We start from the raw sequence: 16,229 nt of genomic DNA, 5'->3' as shown, positions 1-16,229 counted from the left end.
TAACGTCACCGGGCGAACGCACGGCTGGAAACAGGCCCTGAACACCCTCGTGATGTTCTACGGCGACCGGATCAGCCTCAACTAGAAACCGACCACCGCCTCACCCACGAAAAATCAGACAGGCCCAACCAGGCTCAACCTGACGGCTGCGGAGGCCATCGAAGCGGTCCGAAGAGCTTGGCAGAAGGTCGACCAGGGCTAACCGGGACCGCATGCCGGCGGCCCGCCGATGCTGAGAACGTTCGCGAGGCGTCGACCGCTGATCGGTGTGAGGGTGGTTGCGGCCGGGCTGTGCTGTCGGTGGGTTTCGGGATGCTGCACCGCATGATCTTCAGGTCTTTGATCGAGGTGGAGCGTGCGATTCGGGCTTCGTGGGGTGCTGACACCTGTGCTCCGGAAGACGTTCCCGACTGGCGGTTCGACAACCCGGCGCGAGGTCAGTGCGGCACCACGGCTCTCGTCCTCAACGATCTCTTCGGTGGGGTCCTCATGCGGGGAGAGGTTCATCGCGACGGCGAATGGGTCGATTACCACTGGTGGAACCGGCTCGGCGACGGGCTGGAACTGGACCTGACCCGAGAGCAGTTCGCCGCCAACGAGCTCGTCGGTCCCGGAGAAGCCGTCCCCCGCCCCACCGGCAGCGGGCGCTTCGAGGCTGAGTACGAAACCCTCCGGGGACGAGTTCGAGAACGCCTCGGGCACTAGCCACGGCCGTTCAGGTTCGGGTTCTGGAGGTTCGGGAGGGGACGTTGCGGAGGCCGAGGGTTCGGCGGATCTTTCGGCGGGCTTCGTCGAGGGCGATTCGGGCCGGGTTGAACCTGACGACGAGGACGATGGCGTCGCGGGGGCCGAGGATCGACGCGAACCACTCGTCGATGCCCGTGCGATCGGACGTGGGGCGTTGCGTCCACAACCCGGCTTCGTCGTAGGCGTCGGTGATGACCAACGTGCGGCGGTCCAGCCGGTCGGCTTGTCCGAGGTCGGTGGCGGCGTCCACCGCGATGCGCTGGACGTGGTCCGGGATCGTCCGGCCCGGGGCGGGCCAGGTGGCGTCGGGCCTGCCGGTTGCCGATGACCACGCGCCGTAGACCAGCGGGTTCCCCGTGCGCATCACCGCGTGCAGGCTGCGCGGTGCGGCCTTGACGATCGCCGAGCGCAGCAGCGCCCGCCAGATCGTGCTGGACAGGCCCGCGCCCTGGTGGTCCGGGTGGACGCCGGCGGAGTTGGCGTAGAAGCACCTGCGTCCGCCGAACTCCCGGTCGTTGCTGGCCACCCACGCCACCGGCAGACCGGCCGAGTCGAACACGATCACGAGGCCCGACAACTCGTCCAGCTTCTCGTCGGAGAGCCAGTTCTCCCAGTACTGCTCGGTGGTCGCGGTGAACGCCAGCACCGCGACGGACGGGAACGTGGCGCGCAGGTGCTCCCGGGCCGGGGTGGGGAGCTGCGATTTCACGTCCGTCCACAGCAGACCGGTCAGGCCGGTGGGGGCGGAGACCTTCTTCGCTCCGCTGAGGAGTTCGGGCGGGAAGTGCGAGGACGTGGGTTCGTCGGTCATGTCCGTCTTTCAGGTCCGGGTGAGCCGCTCGCGGCGGCGTGGGTCGTCGCTCCTGCGGTCGTTCATCGGCTCGGAGGTTCGCGGTCGAGGACCGCGCGCACGGCTGCCGCGAGGCGTTCCCGCACGTCGGCGGGGATCCGCACCGCGCCGTCCGCGTCGACCTGGCGGAGGGGACGGCGCAGCAGCGCGGTCGGCAGGTCGACCACGCAGGTGGTGATCACCTCGACGCTCGGGCCGTCCTGCCGTCCCCACATCGCCGTGCTCAACCGGCGCAGGACCTCGGACACCAGCCTCCGGTCGAGCCCGAGCAGCGAGTCCGCGAGCTCCTCGGGGAGGTCGGGACCGAGGAGCTGCTCCCTGCGCACCGTCATCAGCATCCGAGCCGCGGCCGGACGCCGGTCCGCCAGCGCCGCCGGGGCATCGGCGGCGACGACCACCGCGTTCACGGCGTCCTCGGGTGCCGGTGACGTGCCGAGGACTTCATCGATGAGCGCCGCCTGCAGGTCCAGGAACTCGGTGGCGGCGCGCAGCCACATCCGCCCGCGCAGCGCCGCCAGCGAGCCGAAGGCGTGGTAGATCGCGCCGTTGGGAACACCGCTCGCCGCGGAGATCTGGCGCACGGTGAGCCGTTCCGGCCCCTCGTCGACGACGAATCGTTCGGCGACGTCCAGCAGCTGGTCGAGGTCGTGTACACGCGGTCGAGGCACGCCCCGCACCGTAATAGAGCACTCGCTCCACAACAAGGCCCCGGCTTGTGATCTCGCTCCTCGGCGGTTCTCGTGTGGAGGTTCGGGTGAGGATTCGTCGGGATCCGCTGTGCCGGTCCGGACCGAAACCGCCCCGGTCAGCGGCCTTCGGGCATGGGCAGCGGGTCCATGCTCTGGTCGGTGTCGGAGAGGTCGATGCCGTAGTCGGCGGCGAAGACGTTGTGGGTTTCCACGGTCACGTCCTTGCCCGTCTCGTTGAGGTTGAACACGCGGGCACCGCGGAGCCGGTGGTTGCCCTCCCCGCCGAGGCCGTAGGTGCCGAAACCGGTGCCGGGTCCGTAACCGAGCAGCACGCCGTAGTAGTCGCCCTGGTAGGTGTTGATGTGGTCGTGCCCGACGAACACGCCCTTGACGTCACCGCGGTGCTGGATCGCCGAGAACATCCCGGAGTTGAACGGTCCCGGGCACTCGTCCTCGTTGCGCTCGCCGGTGATGCCGTGCTTCTTCACCGCCCGCGCGTGATCGGCCTCGGTGCGACCGTCCACGCTGGCGAACCACATGAACCGGTGCTCCCAGAGGCAGATGTGGTGGAACATCAGGCCGGGCACCCGGAAACCGAAGCGCTCCTCCAGGGCGGCGGAGGTGTCCAGGTACCAGTTGACCTGATCGCCGCGCAGCCAGTCCCAGTCCGGGTATCCCTCGAAGTCCTGGCCCGCGATCTGCTCGGGCGCGTAGCGGCCGCTGTCGAGCAGCCACACGTTGAAGGCCGGTGCGGCGCCTCGGGAGTCGTTGATCAGCAGGTTCATGTTCCCGGTGCCGGTGACGCCCTCGGGCCCGAGCTCGTTGACGTTGTTCGGGTAGCCGCGGAAGAACTCCAGCATGTCCGCTTCGGCGAAACCGGTCTTCGGGGTGGAGTCCTCGTCGTGGTTGCCGAAGGTCGCGGCCCACGGCACACCGCGCCGCTCCATCGGCTGCACGATGTTGTTGAGGGCCTGCTTGGCCTCCAGCTCGGTGTTCGGGTCACCGTTGATGAGGTCGCCGACCAGCACGACGAGGTCGGGCTCCTCGCTGTCGAGCACCCGTTCCATCAGTTCGATCGTGCGGCGGTCGATGCGGTGGCCGTCCTGGGTGTCGTTGAACTGGACGATCTTGAACTTGCCGTTGTCGTTGAACCGCAGCGAGGTCTCGCCCGCACCGGCTGCCATCGGCTGCCCGGTCGAGCCGAACGCCACCGCCAGCGCTCCGACCCCACCCGCCTTGAACACGCTGCGGCGATCCACACCCGAAACGGCCCACTTCGACACGCTTTTCACTCCCTCTCGTCGGAACGGCGAAAGCTTGTTCCACCAACGTGATCCCCGGGTGAACCTCGCAGGGACCACAGCCGAAATGTCCGAGATCGCACGGTTCTCGGAGCGGCCGCGACCCGCCGGGCCGCGGCCGTCCGGGGTCACAGCCAGCCGCTGCCCATGCGCGAGAGGTGGTTGTGCAGCTCGGCCGTCCAATCGACCTGGGGAATCGCCTGGTAGTCGATGTTGAGGACGTTGGTGAGGTCGCGGCCGCTGGAGAGCAGGCCCGCCTTCTTGTCCCCTTCGATCACCACGTCGAGACCGTCGTGGCCTGCGATGAAGGTGATTTCGAGCTGCTTCAGGCGCGGGTAGTTCGGGGAGCCGTGGAACTCGATCTCCTGGTAGAACGGCAGCGTCTGGCGGGTTCCGCGCAGGTGGCCCGCCTCGCAGTCGACCCGGTGCAGGTGGAAGCCGAGGCGTTCCACCGCCTCCAGCAGGACGTGCTGGGCCGGCAGCGCACCGACTCCGACCGGGTCGGTGTCGGTGGCGTCGACCGCGCCGCTGATCTCCAGCCTGGTGCGGATCGCGACCTCACCGCCAGGCAGGTGCCTGCCGGCGTAGAACGTGATCGGGGTTTCCATCGGGGCCGTCACCTGGAACGGCAGCTCCACGACCTGGCCCGGCTGCAGGTCCACGCCCTCCCCGACCCGCTGCCGGCCGAAGCCGCGCACCGACTCGACCTCGTCGTCGTTGATCTCGCGCTCCACGCGGGTCGCGAACTCGACCGACACGCCGTCCAGTTGCTGCGGGACCTCGCCGCCGCGCAACCGCACGACCCCGTGGACCTGACCGCCCGGCTGCACGCCCGGGGTGTGCAGCTCGGTCTCCACGTCGGCGCCGCCGACGCCGACCGCCGCCAATAACTTCTTGAACATGCCCCCAGTCTTGCGGGCGCACCCGCCGAGCGGGCCCGAATTCCCCATTGTTCAGGTACTTCTCAGCGAGAACGCGACAACGGGCTCGCGGGTATAGCGTCGGGGCATGACTCAGATCGATTTCCAGTCCCGCGTGGGCGTGTGGTGGACCAGCGATGCCTGGAGCATCCAGGACGTGCGCTCCCGGGCGAAGGAGATGGAAGGGCTCGGCTACGGTTCGCTGTTCTACGGCGAGGCGTTCGGCAAGGAGTCGCTGACGCAGGCCGGGGCCCTGCTCGGAGCGACCGAGCGGCTCGTCGTCGGCACCGGCATCGCCAACATCCACTCCCGCGACGCCACGGCCGCCGAAGCCGGCTCCCGCACCCTCTCCGCCCTGCACCCCGGGCGCTTCGTGCTCGGGCTCGGCGTCAGCCACGCTCCCCTCGTCGAGGGCAACGCCGGGACCTACGCCAAGCCGCTGGCGACCATGCGCAACTACCTCAAGCGCATGGACGAGCTCTCGGACAAGGTCGAGCCCGGTGCCGCCCGACCGGCCCGGCTGCTGGCCGCGCTCGGCCCGAAGATGATCGAGCTGTCCGGCACGGCGGGCGACGGCGCGCACCCGTACCTGATCACCCCGGAGCAGACCGCGAGCACGCGCGAGCTACTCGGACCCGACAAGTGGGTCGTCAGCGAGCAGGCGGTCGCGCTGACCACCGACCGCGAGGTCGGGCTGCGCCGCGCCCACGAGCACCTGCACATGTACTCGCAGCTGCCGAACTACCGGAACTCCTGGGTGCGGCAGGGCTTCGACGAGTCCGATCTCGTCGTCGGCGGCTCCGACAAGCTCGCCGAGGCCCTGGTGGCGATCGGCGACGCCAAGACGATCGCCGAGCACGTGCGGCGGCACCTGGACGCGGGGGCGGATCACGTGGTCATCCAGGTCCTCGGGGACGACCCGTCCGCGGACCCGCTGCCCGCGCTGCGGGAGATCGCGCCCGCACTCGATCTGTGAGCCTTGCGTCAGGGTGACGGACCGGTGATCTTGCGCCGATAGGGTCGGCGCGTGAGTGGAACCGAGCAAGAACACCCCCACGACACCGAGGACCTGGTCCGCCTGGTGCTCCTCACCCGCCAGGAACTGGGATGGGACCAGGCGAAGCTCGCCGCGTCGGCCGGAATACCCGAGTCCGACGTGGCGCGCTTCGAGGCGCAGGAGATCGTCCCGGCCAAGCCGCTGGCGCTTCGGTTCCTCGAAGTGATGGGCGTGGTGGTGCAGTCCTGAACCCGCTCGTCATCGAGGGTTCAGCTTCCCGACGGAGGGCTCGGGGAACGCGGGCCGCCCCGTGCTGCGAGCATGGGGGTCGTGGATGAGACGCAAGACGTGAAGGCCCGGCCCAAGCCCACCGGCGCCGCCGTGTGCGCGCACCTCGGCATCGGGGTCGACGACGAACAGGCGAAGCTCGCCCGCGACCGGCTCAACAAGTCGCTGGCGAACTACAGGGTGGCGTTGCTGGCAGGGGAACAGGCGAGCGCCGAGGTCGTCGGCGCCTGACGGCGCGCCGACCAGGCCTGCGGCGAGCGCGCTCCGCCGGGCGGAGCTAGCTCGTCGCGATGCGCTGCGCCTTGGCGCGCTCCTCGGTGGCCCGCTCCTCGCCGATGAACGGGGCGACGACGCAGAACAGCAGATCGGGCAGCAGTTCGGGCAGCTGCTCGGCCTCACCGCGCTGCACGCGGTTGTAGAGGACTTCGAGGACCGCCCCGACGATGGTCTCGGCGGTGAAGCTCGCCCCCAGCGCGGTCTGCGGGAAGTTCCGCGTCTGCTCGGTGATCACCTCGGTGAGGCTGCTGATGATCTCGCCGCGGCGGCGCAGCGCCTCAGGACCCGCGGCGAAGACCTCGACGATGCCCAGCGCGGCCGCGTCCGGATCCGCCGCGAGCTCGCGCAGCGTGCTCTCCAGCGCCTCGCGCGCGCTGGAGACGTAGTCCTCGTGCGCCGAGTAGGCGGTGTGCACGGCCGTGACCAGGCGGTCCGCGACGCCGTCGAACGCGGCGAGGAACGCGACCTGCTTGTTGGCGAAGTGCTGGTAGAAGGTCTTGCGCGAGACACCGGCCCCGCTGACGAAGTCCTCGACCGTCGCGTCCGCGTAGCCGCGCCGACCGACGGCGGTCACCACGGCGTCGACGATGCGGCCGCGCTGGTCGTCGGCCACCTGATCCGACGGGATTCCGTGCCGCCCAGGCGGCAGCTTCCGCTGATCGCGGGGAACCCTGGCGCCCACCTGTGCTACCTCGCTCGTGGTCGATGGATCAGTGTGCCGGAAGCAAGATCTTCAAATCAAGCTTACCGGCCCGCTAACGTGCCCGCGTAGACATTTCGGGGGGAACGAAGGTGAGCACGTGATTTCGAATTCGCCTGAGTCGTTCGCCGATGCGGTGGAGGCGTGGCACGCGGCCTGCAAGCAGGCGTGCCTGGAGAATCGGAACTGCCTTGATCGATACGGCGCGGTGGTCGCCGCGCTGATCACCTGGTTGGCCGACAACCCGGCCGCCGCCCGGCTGTACTTCGGTGACTGCGATGAGACCGAACATCCGTGGCTATCGGCCTACGTCCGTTCCTCCGCGAACGATCTGACCAGGTCACTGGTCGAGTTGAACGCGGTGCACAACCAGCCGGAGAACAAGACGAAGATCGAATTCGTCATCGGGGCACTCCGCCACCTCGTTCGCGAGGAATTACGCAGGGAAACGATCGACCACACCCGATTGGCCCACCGCCTCACCCGATTCGCCCCGCTTCTCCCGACAAATCAGAACTGCGGCGACCACTGGTGATCACACCTGTCATTGCGGTTTAGAAACACTCGTGTTTCTATACATTTTCCCTCAGGCGCAGCCTCGAATTCACCACCGCTGAACACCGCTCCGCGACGCGAACCGACGTGCCGCCGGAGCTGCGAGGCATGCCCCACGACAGGAGGTCATGATGCGCACAGGACGACGCAAGATCGCAGCAGTGGCGATGATCGCCGCGTTCTCCCTCGGCGGCGCCGCGGCGGCCCAGGCGGCCACCGCCCAGGCCGTGCAGTGGAACCCGCAGAACACCGTCGAACCCATCACGCTGGTGAGCGGAACGCAGCTGGTCATGAGAGCCAACACCGGCGTCGAGGTCAGGTGCGACGTGGTCAACGGCAACGTCCAGGCACCTGTCGGCGGCAACCCGGCCGTCGCCGGAACCGTTGATTCCTCCGGTGCTCCGGCCGCGCCGACCATCACCGACTGCACCAACACGCTCGCCCCGTCGGCGGCCACCACCGTCACCCCGTCCGGCCAGTGGCTGGCCACCGCGACCAGCACCGGCAGCGTCGACATCAGCCAGGCCAGCGCGACGGTGACCATCAGCGGCGCGTGCACGATCACCGTGGACAACGCCTCGGTCCCAGCCAACGGCTGGGACAACGGGACCCATCAGCTGACCGCCAACTCCAACTCCTCGTTCCCGATCAACGAGAGCGGCCTGCTCTGCGACGGCGCGACCAGCGCGACGCTCAGCGGCACGCTGCAGCTCCCGGCAGAGGTGACCATCTCCTGACCCGGAGAGCGGGGCGCGGGCGTCGCCGCGTCCCGCTCGTGCGCTGCGGAGTTGCGCAAGATCGGAGAAGACAACGTCGGTGGGGCGTCCTAGGTTCGACGGGTCGAACGATCGCAGGAAGGACACCCCCACATGGCGCAGCGCGTCCGCGTTCACTGCATGAGCGTCTCCCGGGACGGCATCGGAGCAGGCCACGACCAGAGCTTCGAGCGGCCGTTCGGCACGGCCGCGAGCCCGGAGGCGCTGTTCTCCTGGGCCGGTGCCACCGCCAGCTGGCCGAACCGCGCGGACGACGGAGGCACCCGGGGCTTCGAGGACCACCTCACGCGCGACTTCAGCCGCAACATCGGCGCCGAGATCATGGGGCGCAACAAGTTCGGCCCGCTGCGCGGTCCCTGGCAGGACCACGAGTGGCAGGGCTGGTGGGGCGAGCAGCCGCCGTTCCACACCCCGGTCTTCGTCCTCACCCACCACGAACGGCCCTCGTTCACCCTCGCCGACACCACGTTCCACTTCCTCGACGCGACGCCGCAGGAGGCCGTCGAGAAGGCGAAGGCCGCCGCGGACGGCAAGGACGTGCGCATCGGCGGCGGCATCACCACGCTGCGCGAGTTCATCGACGCCGACCTCATCGACGAGATGCACATCGCCGTCGTCCCGGTCGAGTTCGGCGACGGGATCCGCCTCTGGCAGAGCCCCGACGAGCTCACCGACCGCTACCACCTGGAGCGCGTCACCGCCCCGAGCGGCGTCGAGCACCACTTCTTCTGGAAGCGCTGAGCGGGGCGCGGCCGTCGCCGCGCCCCGCTCAGGGTTTGGTCAGCTCGCGTTGTGGCCGTGCGGGATCGCGCGGCCCTCGGCGTGCGCGGCGAAGGTCGACAGCTGCGCCTGGCGCAGGCGTGCCCGCTCCTCGCGGGTCTGCATGCCGTTGACCGCCTCCGTGCTGTGCGAGTACGCCTCGACGACGTTGGCCAGCCCCTTGGCGTTGCGCTCCAGGGCGAGGCGGTCGATGTTGCCGAGGTGGTCGGCGGCCTGGTGGTAGTTCGGGTCGTACGCCGCACCCGCGGTGCCGCCCCACTTGGCGGCCTGGGCCTCGGTCTTGACCCCTTCGGCGCCGGTGAACAACCCGCCCGCGGGGATGCCGTTGGCGATGAACTCGCCGTAGTCGGAGCGGCCGTTGAAGTCCGTGCCCTCCAGCTCGACTCCCTGCGCGGCCATCGCCGCCACGAAGTCCTTCTCGATCTGACCCGAACCCTGCGGGCCGGGGCCCGAGCCGACGGCGTCGGAGTCGTCACCGTCGTAGGCGAAGTAGCCGGCGTTCGGCGAGCCGATCATGTCGAAGTTCAGGTACAGCGCGATGTCGAGCTGCTGCTCGAAGGTCAGGCTCTGCACGTACTTGGTCGAACCGATCAGGCCCGACTCCTCCGCGCCCCACCAGGCGAAGCGCACCGCGTTCTCGGTCTGCGGGCTGCCGCCCATGCGCAGCGCGGTCTCCAGCAGTCCGGCGCTGCCGCTGCCGTTGTCGTTGATGCCCGGCCCTTCGGCGACGCTGTCCAGGTGCGCGCCCGCCATCACGACGTTGTCGGGGCGGCCGGTGCGGGTCTGCGCGACGACGTTGCGGGTGGTGACGGTCTCCAGCCGCGACTGGACGTCGAGCTTCACCTCGGCGCCCGCCTGCCCGGCCAGGGCCTCGCCGACCTGCTTGGTCACGCCCGCGCTGGGGATGCGCGCGTCCGCGGGGTCGCCGAGCGTGCCGTTGAGCGGACCGTCGACGTTGTTGTAGATGATCGCGCCCGCGGCGCCGAGATCCGCCGCGACCCGCTGCTTGTCGGCGAAGGTGCAGGAGCCGCGCTGGATCAGCACGACCGAACCCGCCACGTCAGCGGGGAAGTCGGTGGCCTCGCAGCCCGGGGTGTCGTCGACCGCGGCGACCGACAGCGGGGCCGTGATCCCGCCCTGCGGGGTGGCCGGGGAGTACTCCAGCGCGTCGCCCTCGGTCGGCTGACCGGCGACCGCGAGGCTGAAGGAGTCCAGGTAGTAGGCGTCGTAGGTGAACTCCGGGGTCGTCACGTCGAAACCCGCACCGCGCAGCTTGCCCGCGACGTGGTCCACGCTCGCCTCGTACCCGGGAAGCCCGGACGCGCGGTTCCCGCCGTTGCTGTCGGCGATCCGCTGCAACGCGATCAGGTGACGGTTGACGGCGTCACCGGTGATCCGGTCGCCGAGACCGGCCGGTGCCGCGGAGGCCGGGGCGATGGCGACCAGAGCTGCCGCGCAAGTGGCGGCCAGAGCAGCGGCCGTGCGTCTGGGTGTGATGGTTCGCGAACTCATCGAGCTCCCCCGTTTTGTGCGGATTGGGTGTTTGTCCGATCCAGTCAAGCGAACCCGGGCGAAGTTCAGAAGCGGGAATCTTTCCCGTTTTTCCCGACTCGGCCCGCGTTCTCGGTTTTCGCGCCGCCCGAGGCTGACTACCGTCACGGGCATGCATGGGATTTCAATCCGCGAGCCCGGTGACCCCGACGTTCTGGTGTGGACCGAACACCCGGACCCCCAGCCCGGCCCCGGTGAGGTGGTCATCGACGTCGTGGCCAGCGCGGTCAACCGCGCCGACCTCGCTCAGCGCCAAGGCAACTACCCACCGCCCCAGGGCGCAAGCGAGATCCCCGGACTGGAGTGTTCCGGCACGATCGCCGAGGTCGGCGAGGGCGTGACCGGCTGGAACGTCGGCGACGAGGTGTGCGCGCTGCTGGCCGGCGGCGGTTACGCCGAGCGGGTGGCCGTCCCGGCGGCGCAGGTGCTGCCCACACCCGCCGGGGTGGACCTGGTGGAGGCGGCCGGGATCCCCGAGGTCGCCTGCACCGTCTGGTCGAACGTGGTCATGGAGGCCGGCCTGCGCGAAGGGCACCTGTTCCTGGTGCACGGCGGCGCGGGCGGCATCGGGACCTGCGCGATCCAGATCGCCAAGGCGCTGGGCGCGCGGGTCGCGGCGACCGCGGGATCGGCCGAGAGCCGCGCGCTCTGCGCGGAACTGGGCGCCGATCCGGTGATCTCCTACCGCGACGAGGACTTCGTCGAGGTCGTCAAGGGTCTCGGCGGGGCGAACGTCATCCTCGACAACATGGGCGCGTCCTACCTGGACCGGAACCTCTCCGCGCTGGCCGTGGACGGGTTCCTGGCGGTGATCGGGATGCAGGGCGGCGCCAAGGCCGAGCTGAACATGGGCAAGATGCTGATGAAGCGCCTGCGCATGTCGGCCCTGGGCCTGCGCGGACGGCCCGTGGAGGGGCCGAACGGCAAGGCCCGCATCGTCACCGACGTGCGCGAACGCCTCTGGCCGCTGATCGAGAGCGGCGCGGTGCGGATGCCGGTGCACGCGCAGGTCCCGATGGCCGAGGCGTCCCGCGCCCACGCCACCCTCGAATCGGGCGACGTCCGGGGCAAGATCCTCCTGGTGCGGTGAGGACGGATTCGAATTTCGCGCGAAATTCGAGCCCGAACTTCGGCGTTCAGATTTCGCGCGAAATTCGAATTCCCCACCCGGTCAGGTGAGGTCGGCGACCGCCTGGACGAGCTGGTCGACCTCGGTGGAGTTCGTGTAGTGCGCCAGGCCGACCCGGATGGCTCCGCCGACCTCCGCCGCGCCCAGGGCCGCGAAGACGCCGTGGGTGCCCGGGTCGGCGAAGGCGCAGATGCCCTGGTCTGCCAGGTGCGACACGGCGTCGGCGGCCTTGACGCCGTTGACGGTGAAGGCCACCGACGGGATCCGGCGCATGGCGTCGCCGATGAGCATCACCTCGGGCAGCTTGCGCAGCCCGTTGGTCAGGTTGGTCAGCAGACCCGCCTGGTAGGACTTCACCGCGCGCAACGAGGTCAGCAGCCGTTCCCGGCGCGGCCCGATGGCCGCGTCGTCGAGACCGGCGAGGTAGTCCACGGACGCGACCAGGCCCGCGAGCAGCGGCAGCGCGTGCGGCCCCATCTCCAGGCGCTCCGGCCCCCGGGCGCTGTGGTCCAGCGACACCGACGGCAGGTGGTCGAGCATCGCCGGGTCTCGGAAGGCCAGGGCGCCCACCTGCGGTCCGCCCCACGCCGAAGCGTTGACGGCGACCACGTCGGCGCCCATCTCGGTGATGTCCAGCGGGACGAACGGCGCGGCGGAGGAGGCGTCGACGACCAGCAGCGCGTCGTGCTCGTCAGCGGCCTCCGCGGCCGGGCGGATGTCCGGGCGGGTACCGACCGCGCCCGAAGCCGCCGTGATCGCCACGACCTTCGTGCGCGGCGTGACCAGGTCGCCGTACTGCCAGGTCGGCAGCTCGCAGGTCTCGATGTCGATCTCGGCCCAGCGCACGGTGGACCCGGAGCGCTGGGCGGCGCGCTGCCACGGGTCGACGTTGTCGGGCGAGTCCAGCCGGGAGACGACGACGTCGTCGCCGATCATCCAGCCGTCGCCCAGGGCGTCGGCGAGCCTGCCGAGCAGCACGGCCGAGTTCGGCCCGAGCACCACCCCGGAGGGCTTGGCACCCACGAGATCCGCGATCGCGCGACGAGCGGCCTCCACGATCGCCTCGGCGCGCTGCGAAGCGGGGAAGTTCCCGCCAGGACCGGAAACCGGGGCCCGCAGGGCGGTGGACGCCGCCGTGGCCACCTGCTCGGGAACCTGCATGCCTGCCGGGGCGTCCAGGTGCACCCACCCGTCGCCGAGCGCCGGGAAGAGTCCGCGAACCGCCGCGACGTCGAACGCCATGATTCAGACATTACTGAAACGCCGAGCTCGGCGGCGTCCAGGGTGGCCGATACTGCATCACTCACGAGCCGTCGCCCCAGCGCTGCGGGCGAGTCGGCACGACCCGTGCCACGACCTCGCGGCACACTGGAACCATGGCAGCCATGAACGAACAAGAGCGTCCGCAGGTGTTCGTGGTGGGCGAGGACGGCAACCCCGTGGGTGCCGGCGCGACCGAAGCCGGCGAAGACGGCCAGGAGCACGGCGAGGACATCAACGGCCTGGTGGAGCAGCCGGCCAAGGTGATGCGCATCGGCACCATGATCAAGCAGCTGCTGGAGGAGGTCCGCCAGGCACCCCTGGACGAGGCCAGCCGCAGCAGGCTCAAGGAGATCCACCAGTCCTCCATCCGCGAGCTGGAGCAGGGCCTGGCACCGGAGCTCATCGAGGAGCTGGAGCGGCTGTCGCTGCCGTTCGCGCAGGAGACCACGCCCTCGGACGCCGAGCTGCGGATCGCCCAGGCCCAGCTGGTCGGCTGGCTGGAGGGGCTGTTCCACGGCCTGCAGACCGCGCTCTTCGCCCAGCAGATGGCCGCACGGGCCCAGCTGGAGCAGATGCGCCGAGGTCTGCCGGCAGGTTCCGGCGAACCGGACATGGGCCCGACCAAGGGCACCGGGCAGTACCTGTAGCGGTCCCGCGCGGTAACGGAAGGTAGCGCCCGACGTCAAGCGGGCGCTACGCCTTCGAGTGACGCCCAGGCCGAGTGTGCACACGCGTGGTCGGTACTCTTTCGCTCGTGCATGCTACGAGCACGCTAGACCGACCCCCGGCGCCTTCTGAGATCTCGCCGCGGTCCTGGCGAAAAGCGTTCAACGACATTGGTGACGCCCTCAGCCAGCGACAGCTGTGGGCTCATCTGGGCTGGCAGGACATCAAGCAGCGCTACCGCCGCTCCGTCATCGGCCCGCTGTGGATCACCATCAGCATGGCCGTCACGGTCACGGCGCTCGGTCTGCTGTACTCGCAGCTGTTCGGGCAGCCGCTGGCGGAGCACCTGCCCTACCTGGCGGTCGGCTTCATCATCTGGGGATTCATCGGCAACTGCGTCAACGACGGCGCCGAGGTCTTCATCTCCAACGAGGGGCTGATCAAGCAGCTCCCGGCACCGGTCAGCATCCACGTGCTGCGGCTGCTGTGGCGGCAGGTCCTGTTCTTCGCGCACAACCTCGCCGTCTACTTCGTGCTGCTGCTGATCTTCCCGCAGCCGCTGTCGTGGACGATCCTGCTGGCGATCCCGGCGTTCGTGCTGATCGGCCTCAACGGCGCCTGGGTGATCCTCGTGGTCGGCACCATCTCGACGCGGTTCCGCGACATCCCGCCGGTGACCCAGAGCATCGTGCAGCTGATGTTCTTCATGACGCCGATCGTGTGGAACTACGACCAGTTCAAGTCGAGCCCGAACCCGGTGATCGCCGAGCGCGCGAAGCTCGCCGAGATCAACCCGTTCATGCACTTCCTGGAGATCATCCGACAGCCGATGCTCGGCAGCCCGATCGCCTGGCACCACTGGCTGGTGTGCGGCGCGATCACCGTCCTCGGCTGGGCAGTGGCGCTGTTCGTGCTGCGCAACTACCGTGCCCGTGTCTCCTACTGGGTCTGAGTGAGGCCGAATACACCATGGTCAGCATCGACGTATGGAACGCGGCGGTCGACTTCCCGATCTTCGACGCGAAGTCCCGCTCGCTGAAGAAGGCCGTGCTCGGCCGAGCCGGAGGCAAGATCGGCACGGACAGCCGGGTGCCGGTCATCGAGGCGCTGCACGACATCAACATGTCGCTGCGCGAAGGTGACCGGGTCGCGCTCGTCGGCCACAACGGCGCGGGCAAGTCCACGCTGCTGCGGCTGCTGTCGGGCATCTACGAGCCCACCCGGGGCAGCTCTCGCGTGGTCGGCAAGGTCGCGCCGGTGTTCGACCTCGGCGTGGGCATGGACCCGGAGATCTCCGGCTACGAGAACATCATCATCCGCGGCCTCTTCCTGGGCATGTCCCGCAAGGAGATGGAGAAGCGGATCGACGACATCGCCGAGTTCACCGAGCTCGGTGACTACCTGGCGATGCCGTTGCGCACCTACTCCACCGGCATGCGGGTCCGGCTCGCGCTGGGCGTGGTGACCTCGATCGACCCCGAGATCCTGATCCTGGACGAGGGCATCGGCGCGGTCGACGCGGAGTTCCTGGAGAAGGCGCGGGACCGCCTCAACGACCTCGTCAAGCGATCCGGCATGCTTGTCTTCGCCTCGCACTCCGACGAGTTCCTCGTCGAGCTGTGCAGCACCGCGATCTGGATGGACAAGGGCGGTATTCGCGAAGAGGGCTCGCTGCGCGAGGTCTTGACGCACTACAAGGGGTACGACCCCTTCAACAACCTGAGTGAGGAAACCCTGGCCCGGATCGGTGAATCGCGGGCCACGATCGGGAGCGAAGAAGGCTCATGAGCACCGACTCCGCACAGCAGCTGCCCGCCGGATCCGTAGTCGCGGTCATCGTCACCAGGCACCGTCGCGAGCTGCTGGCCGAGTCCCTGAAGGTCATCGCGAGTCAGACCCGGTTGCCGGACCACCTCGTCGTGGTCGACAACGGTCCCGACCAGTCGGCCTCCGACGTGGTCGATGACTGCCCGGTGCCCTCCACCTACATCGCCTCGCAGCGCAACCTCGGCGGTGCCGGCGGTTTCGCGCTGGGCATGCTGACCGCGCTGTCGCTGGGCGCGGAGTGGGTGTGGCTCGGTGACGACGACGGCCGCCCGGCCGACGAGCACGCGCTGTCCACGCTGCTGGAGGTCGCCGAGAAGCGGCGGCTGGCCGCCGTGTCGCCGGTGGTGGTCAACATCGACACCCCCGACACGCTCGCCTTCCCGCTGCGCCGCGGTCTGACCTGGAAGCGCAAGGTCAGCGAGCTGCCGGAGGACTTCCTGCCGGGCATCGCCTCGCTGTTCAACGGCGCGCTGTTCCGCGCCACCACGCTCGACGTCGTGGGCGTGCCGGACTACCGGCTGTTCTTCCGGGGCGACGAGGTGGAGATCCACCGCCGCTTGGTGCGCTCGGGCCTGCCGTTCGGGACCACGTTCCGCACGAAGTTCCTGCACCCGGACGGTTCGGCGGAGTTCAAGCCGATGCTGGGCGGCCGGTTCCACGCCCAGGACCCCTCGGACGCCAACAAGCGCTACTACACCTACCGCAACCGCGGTTACCTGCTCTCGCAGCCGGGGATGCGCAAGATCGGTGCCCTGGAGGTCGTCCGGTTCGGGCTGTACTTCGTGGTGCAGCGCAAGGACCCGAAGGCGTTCCGCGAGTGGCTGCGCCTGGTGATCCAGGGACGCAAGGAGCGGTTCTTCCGCCGCTGATCCGCAGCTTCGACCGAGCGGTCGCCGGAACTCCCGGCGGCCGCT

The 16,229-nt window shown here is 69.4% G+C and carries 19 protein-coding genes; 12 read left to right on the top strand and 7 right to left on the bottom strand.

What is annotated here, in order from left to right:
* Positions 1–312 precede the first annotated feature (312 nt).
* Entirely contained in the window at positions 313–705 is a 393-nt protein-coding gene (locus KBO27_RS32550; RefSeq protein WP_210973697.1) for a YunG family protein, read from the top strand.
* Between the two features lie 10 nt (positions 706–715).
* Here KBO27_RS32550 and KBO27_RS32545 read toward each other — a convergent pair whose 3' ends face one another.
* The 4 genes from KBO27_RS32545 to KBO27_RS32530 form a co-directional block, all read right to left on the bottom strand.
* Positions 716–1,558 (bottom strand): GNAT family N-acetyltransferase, encoded by an 843-nt coding sequence (locus KBO27_RS32545; RefSeq protein ID WP_210973696.1) that lies wholly within the window; start codon positions 1,556–1,558, stop codon positions 716–718.
* A gap of 62 nt (positions 1,559–1,620) precedes the next feature.
* Complete coding sequence (locus KBO27_RS32540; protein WP_210973695.1) at positions 1,621–2,265, bottom strand: helix-turn-helix domain-containing protein; 645 nt, start codon at positions 2,263–2,265, stop codon at positions 1,621–1,623.
* A 137-nt stretch (positions 2,266–2,402) separates the two neighbouring features.
* Positions 2,403–3,569: a metallophosphoesterase family protein gene (locus tag KBO27_RS32535; RefSeq protein WP_307870744.1), complete on the bottom strand. Its 1,167-nt coding sequence runs from the start codon at positions 3,567–3,569 to the stop codon at positions 2,403–2,405.
* Between the two features lie 146 nt (positions 3,570–3,715).
* The gene (locus tag KBO27_RS32530; RefSeq protein ID WP_210973694.1) at positions 3,716–4,489 is read right to left on the bottom strand and encodes a sporulation protein; all 774 of its coding nucleotides are present in this window, start codon (positions 4,487–4,489) and stop codon (positions 3,716–3,718) included.
* A 106-nt stretch (positions 4,490–4,595) separates the two neighbouring features.
* Here KBO27_RS32530 and KBO27_RS32525 point away from each other — a divergent pair, with 106 nt between their 5' ends.
* The 3 genes from KBO27_RS32525 (at position 4,596) to KBO27_RS32515 (ending at position 6,023) form a co-directional block, all read left to right on the top strand.
* The gene (locus KBO27_RS32525) at positions 4,596–5,483 is read left to right on the top strand and encodes an LLM class F420-dependent oxidoreductase (protein ID WP_210973693.1); all 888 of its coding nucleotides are present in this window, start codon (positions 4,596–4,598) and stop codon (positions 5,481–5,483) included.
* Positions 5,484–5,534: 51 nt separating this feature from the next.
* On the top strand, positions 5,535–5,753 hold the full coding sequence (locus tag KBO27_RS32520; RefSeq protein ID WP_210973692.1) for a helix-turn-helix domain-containing protein: 219 nt from the start codon (positions 5,535–5,537) through the stop codon (positions 5,751–5,753).
* 81 nt (positions 5,754–5,834) lie between these two features.
* Complete coding sequence (locus KBO27_RS32515; protein ID WP_210973691.1) at positions 5,835–6,023, top strand: hypothetical protein; 189 nt, start codon at positions 5,835–5,837, stop codon at positions 6,021–6,023.
* A gap of 46 nt (positions 6,024–6,069) precedes the next feature.
* Here KBO27_RS32515 and KBO27_RS32510 read toward each other — a convergent pair whose 3' ends face one another.
* Positions 6,070–6,681, bottom strand: coding sequence for a TetR/AcrR family transcriptional regulator (locus tag KBO27_RS32510; protein WP_210973690.1), 612 nt, complete (start codon positions 6,679–6,681; stop codon positions 6,070–6,072).
* Between the two features lie 223 nt (positions 6,682–6,904).
* On the opposite strand from KBO27_RS32510, the gene KBO27_RS32505 reads away from it, so the two are divergent.
* The 3 genes from KBO27_RS32505 to KBO27_RS32495 all read left to right on the top strand — a co-directional run bounded on the left by KBO27_RS32505 (position 6,905) and on the right by KBO27_RS32495 (position 8,840).
* On the top strand, positions 6,905–7,303 hold the full coding sequence (locus tag KBO27_RS32505; protein WP_210973689.1) for a hypothetical protein: 399 nt from the start codon (positions 6,905–6,907) through the stop codon (positions 7,301–7,303).
* A 151-nt stretch (positions 7,304–7,454) separates the two neighbouring features.
* On the top strand, positions 7,455–8,060 hold the full coding sequence (locus KBO27_RS32500; RefSeq protein ID WP_210973688.1) for a hypothetical protein: 606 nt from the start codon (positions 7,455–7,457) through the stop codon (positions 8,058–8,060).
* Positions 8,061–8,192: 132 nt separating this feature from the next.
* Positions 8,193–8,840 carry a dihydrofolate reductase family protein gene (locus tag KBO27_RS32495; RefSeq protein WP_210973687.1) on the top strand — a complete coding sequence of 216 codons (648 nt, stop codon included), beginning with the start codon at positions 8,193–8,195 and terminating at the stop codon, positions 8,838–8,840.
* A gap of 39 nt (positions 8,841–8,879) precedes the next feature.
* On the opposite strand, the gene KBO27_RS32490 is transcribed toward KBO27_RS32495, so the two are convergent.
* The gene (locus tag KBO27_RS32490) at positions 8,880–10,391 is read right to left on the bottom strand and encodes a M28 family metallopeptidase (RefSeq protein WP_210973686.1); all 1,512 of its coding nucleotides are present in this window, start codon (positions 10,389–10,391) and stop codon (positions 8,880–8,882) included.
* Positions 10,392–10,542: 151 nt separating this feature from the next.
* On the opposite strand from KBO27_RS32490, the gene KBO27_RS32485 reads away from it, so the two are divergent.
* The gene (locus KBO27_RS32485) at positions 10,543–11,520 is read left to right on the top strand and encodes an NAD(P)H-quinone oxidoreductase (RefSeq protein WP_210973685.1); all 978 of its coding nucleotides are present in this window, start codon (positions 10,543–10,545) and stop codon (positions 11,518–11,520) included.
* Positions 11,521–11,601: 81 nt separating this feature from the next.
* On the opposite strand, the gene KBO27_RS32480 is transcribed toward KBO27_RS32485, so the two are convergent.
* Positions 11,602–12,801 (bottom strand): cysteine desulfurase-like protein, encoded by a 1,200-nt coding sequence (locus tag KBO27_RS32480; RefSeq protein WP_210973684.1) that lies wholly within the window; start codon positions 12,799–12,801, stop codon positions 11,602–11,604.
* Between the two features lie 134 nt (positions 12,802–12,935).
* Between KBO27_RS32480 and KBO27_RS32475 the strand changes: the two genes are divergently transcribed.
* From KBO27_RS32475 to glfT1, 4 genes are all read left to right on the top strand, one after another.
* A complete protein-coding gene (locus tag KBO27_RS32475; protein WP_246538738.1) occupies positions 12,936–13,469 on the top strand; it encodes a bacterial proteasome activator family protein in 534 nt (177 codons plus the stop codon).
* Positions 13,470–13,576: 107 nt separating this feature from the next.
* Positions 13,577–14,440, top strand: a complete 864-nt coding sequence (wzm, locus tag KBO27_RS32470) for a galactan export ABC transporter permease subunit Wzm/RfbD (protein WP_235876594.1) — start codon at positions 13,577–13,579, stop codon at positions 14,438–14,440.
* Between the two features lie 17 nt (positions 14,441–14,457).
* A complete protein-coding gene (wzt, locus tag KBO27_RS32465) occupies positions 14,458–15,276 on the top strand; it encodes a galactan export ABC transporter ATP-binding subunit Wzt/RfbE (protein WP_132623511.1) in 819 nt (272 codons plus the stop codon).
* Entirely contained in the window at positions 15,273–16,184 is a 912-nt protein-coding gene (glfT1, locus tag KBO27_RS32460; protein WP_132682167.1) for a galactofuranosyltransferase GlfT1, read from the top strand. Before wzt ends, glfT1 begins: the two co-directional genes overlap by 4 nt.
* The last annotated feature ends 45 nt before the right edge of the window (positions 16,185–16,229 follow it).

Origin of the sequence: Saccharopolyspora endophytica (assembly GCF_018070075.1) — a bacterium.
Taxonomy (GTDB): domain Bacteria; phylum Actinomycetota; class Actinomycetes; order Mycobacteriales; family Pseudonocardiaceae; genus Saccharopolyspora; species Saccharopolyspora endophytica.
Note: the sequence above shows the minus strand (reverse complement) of the source record. Positions and strands in the feature narration are given on the sequence as shown.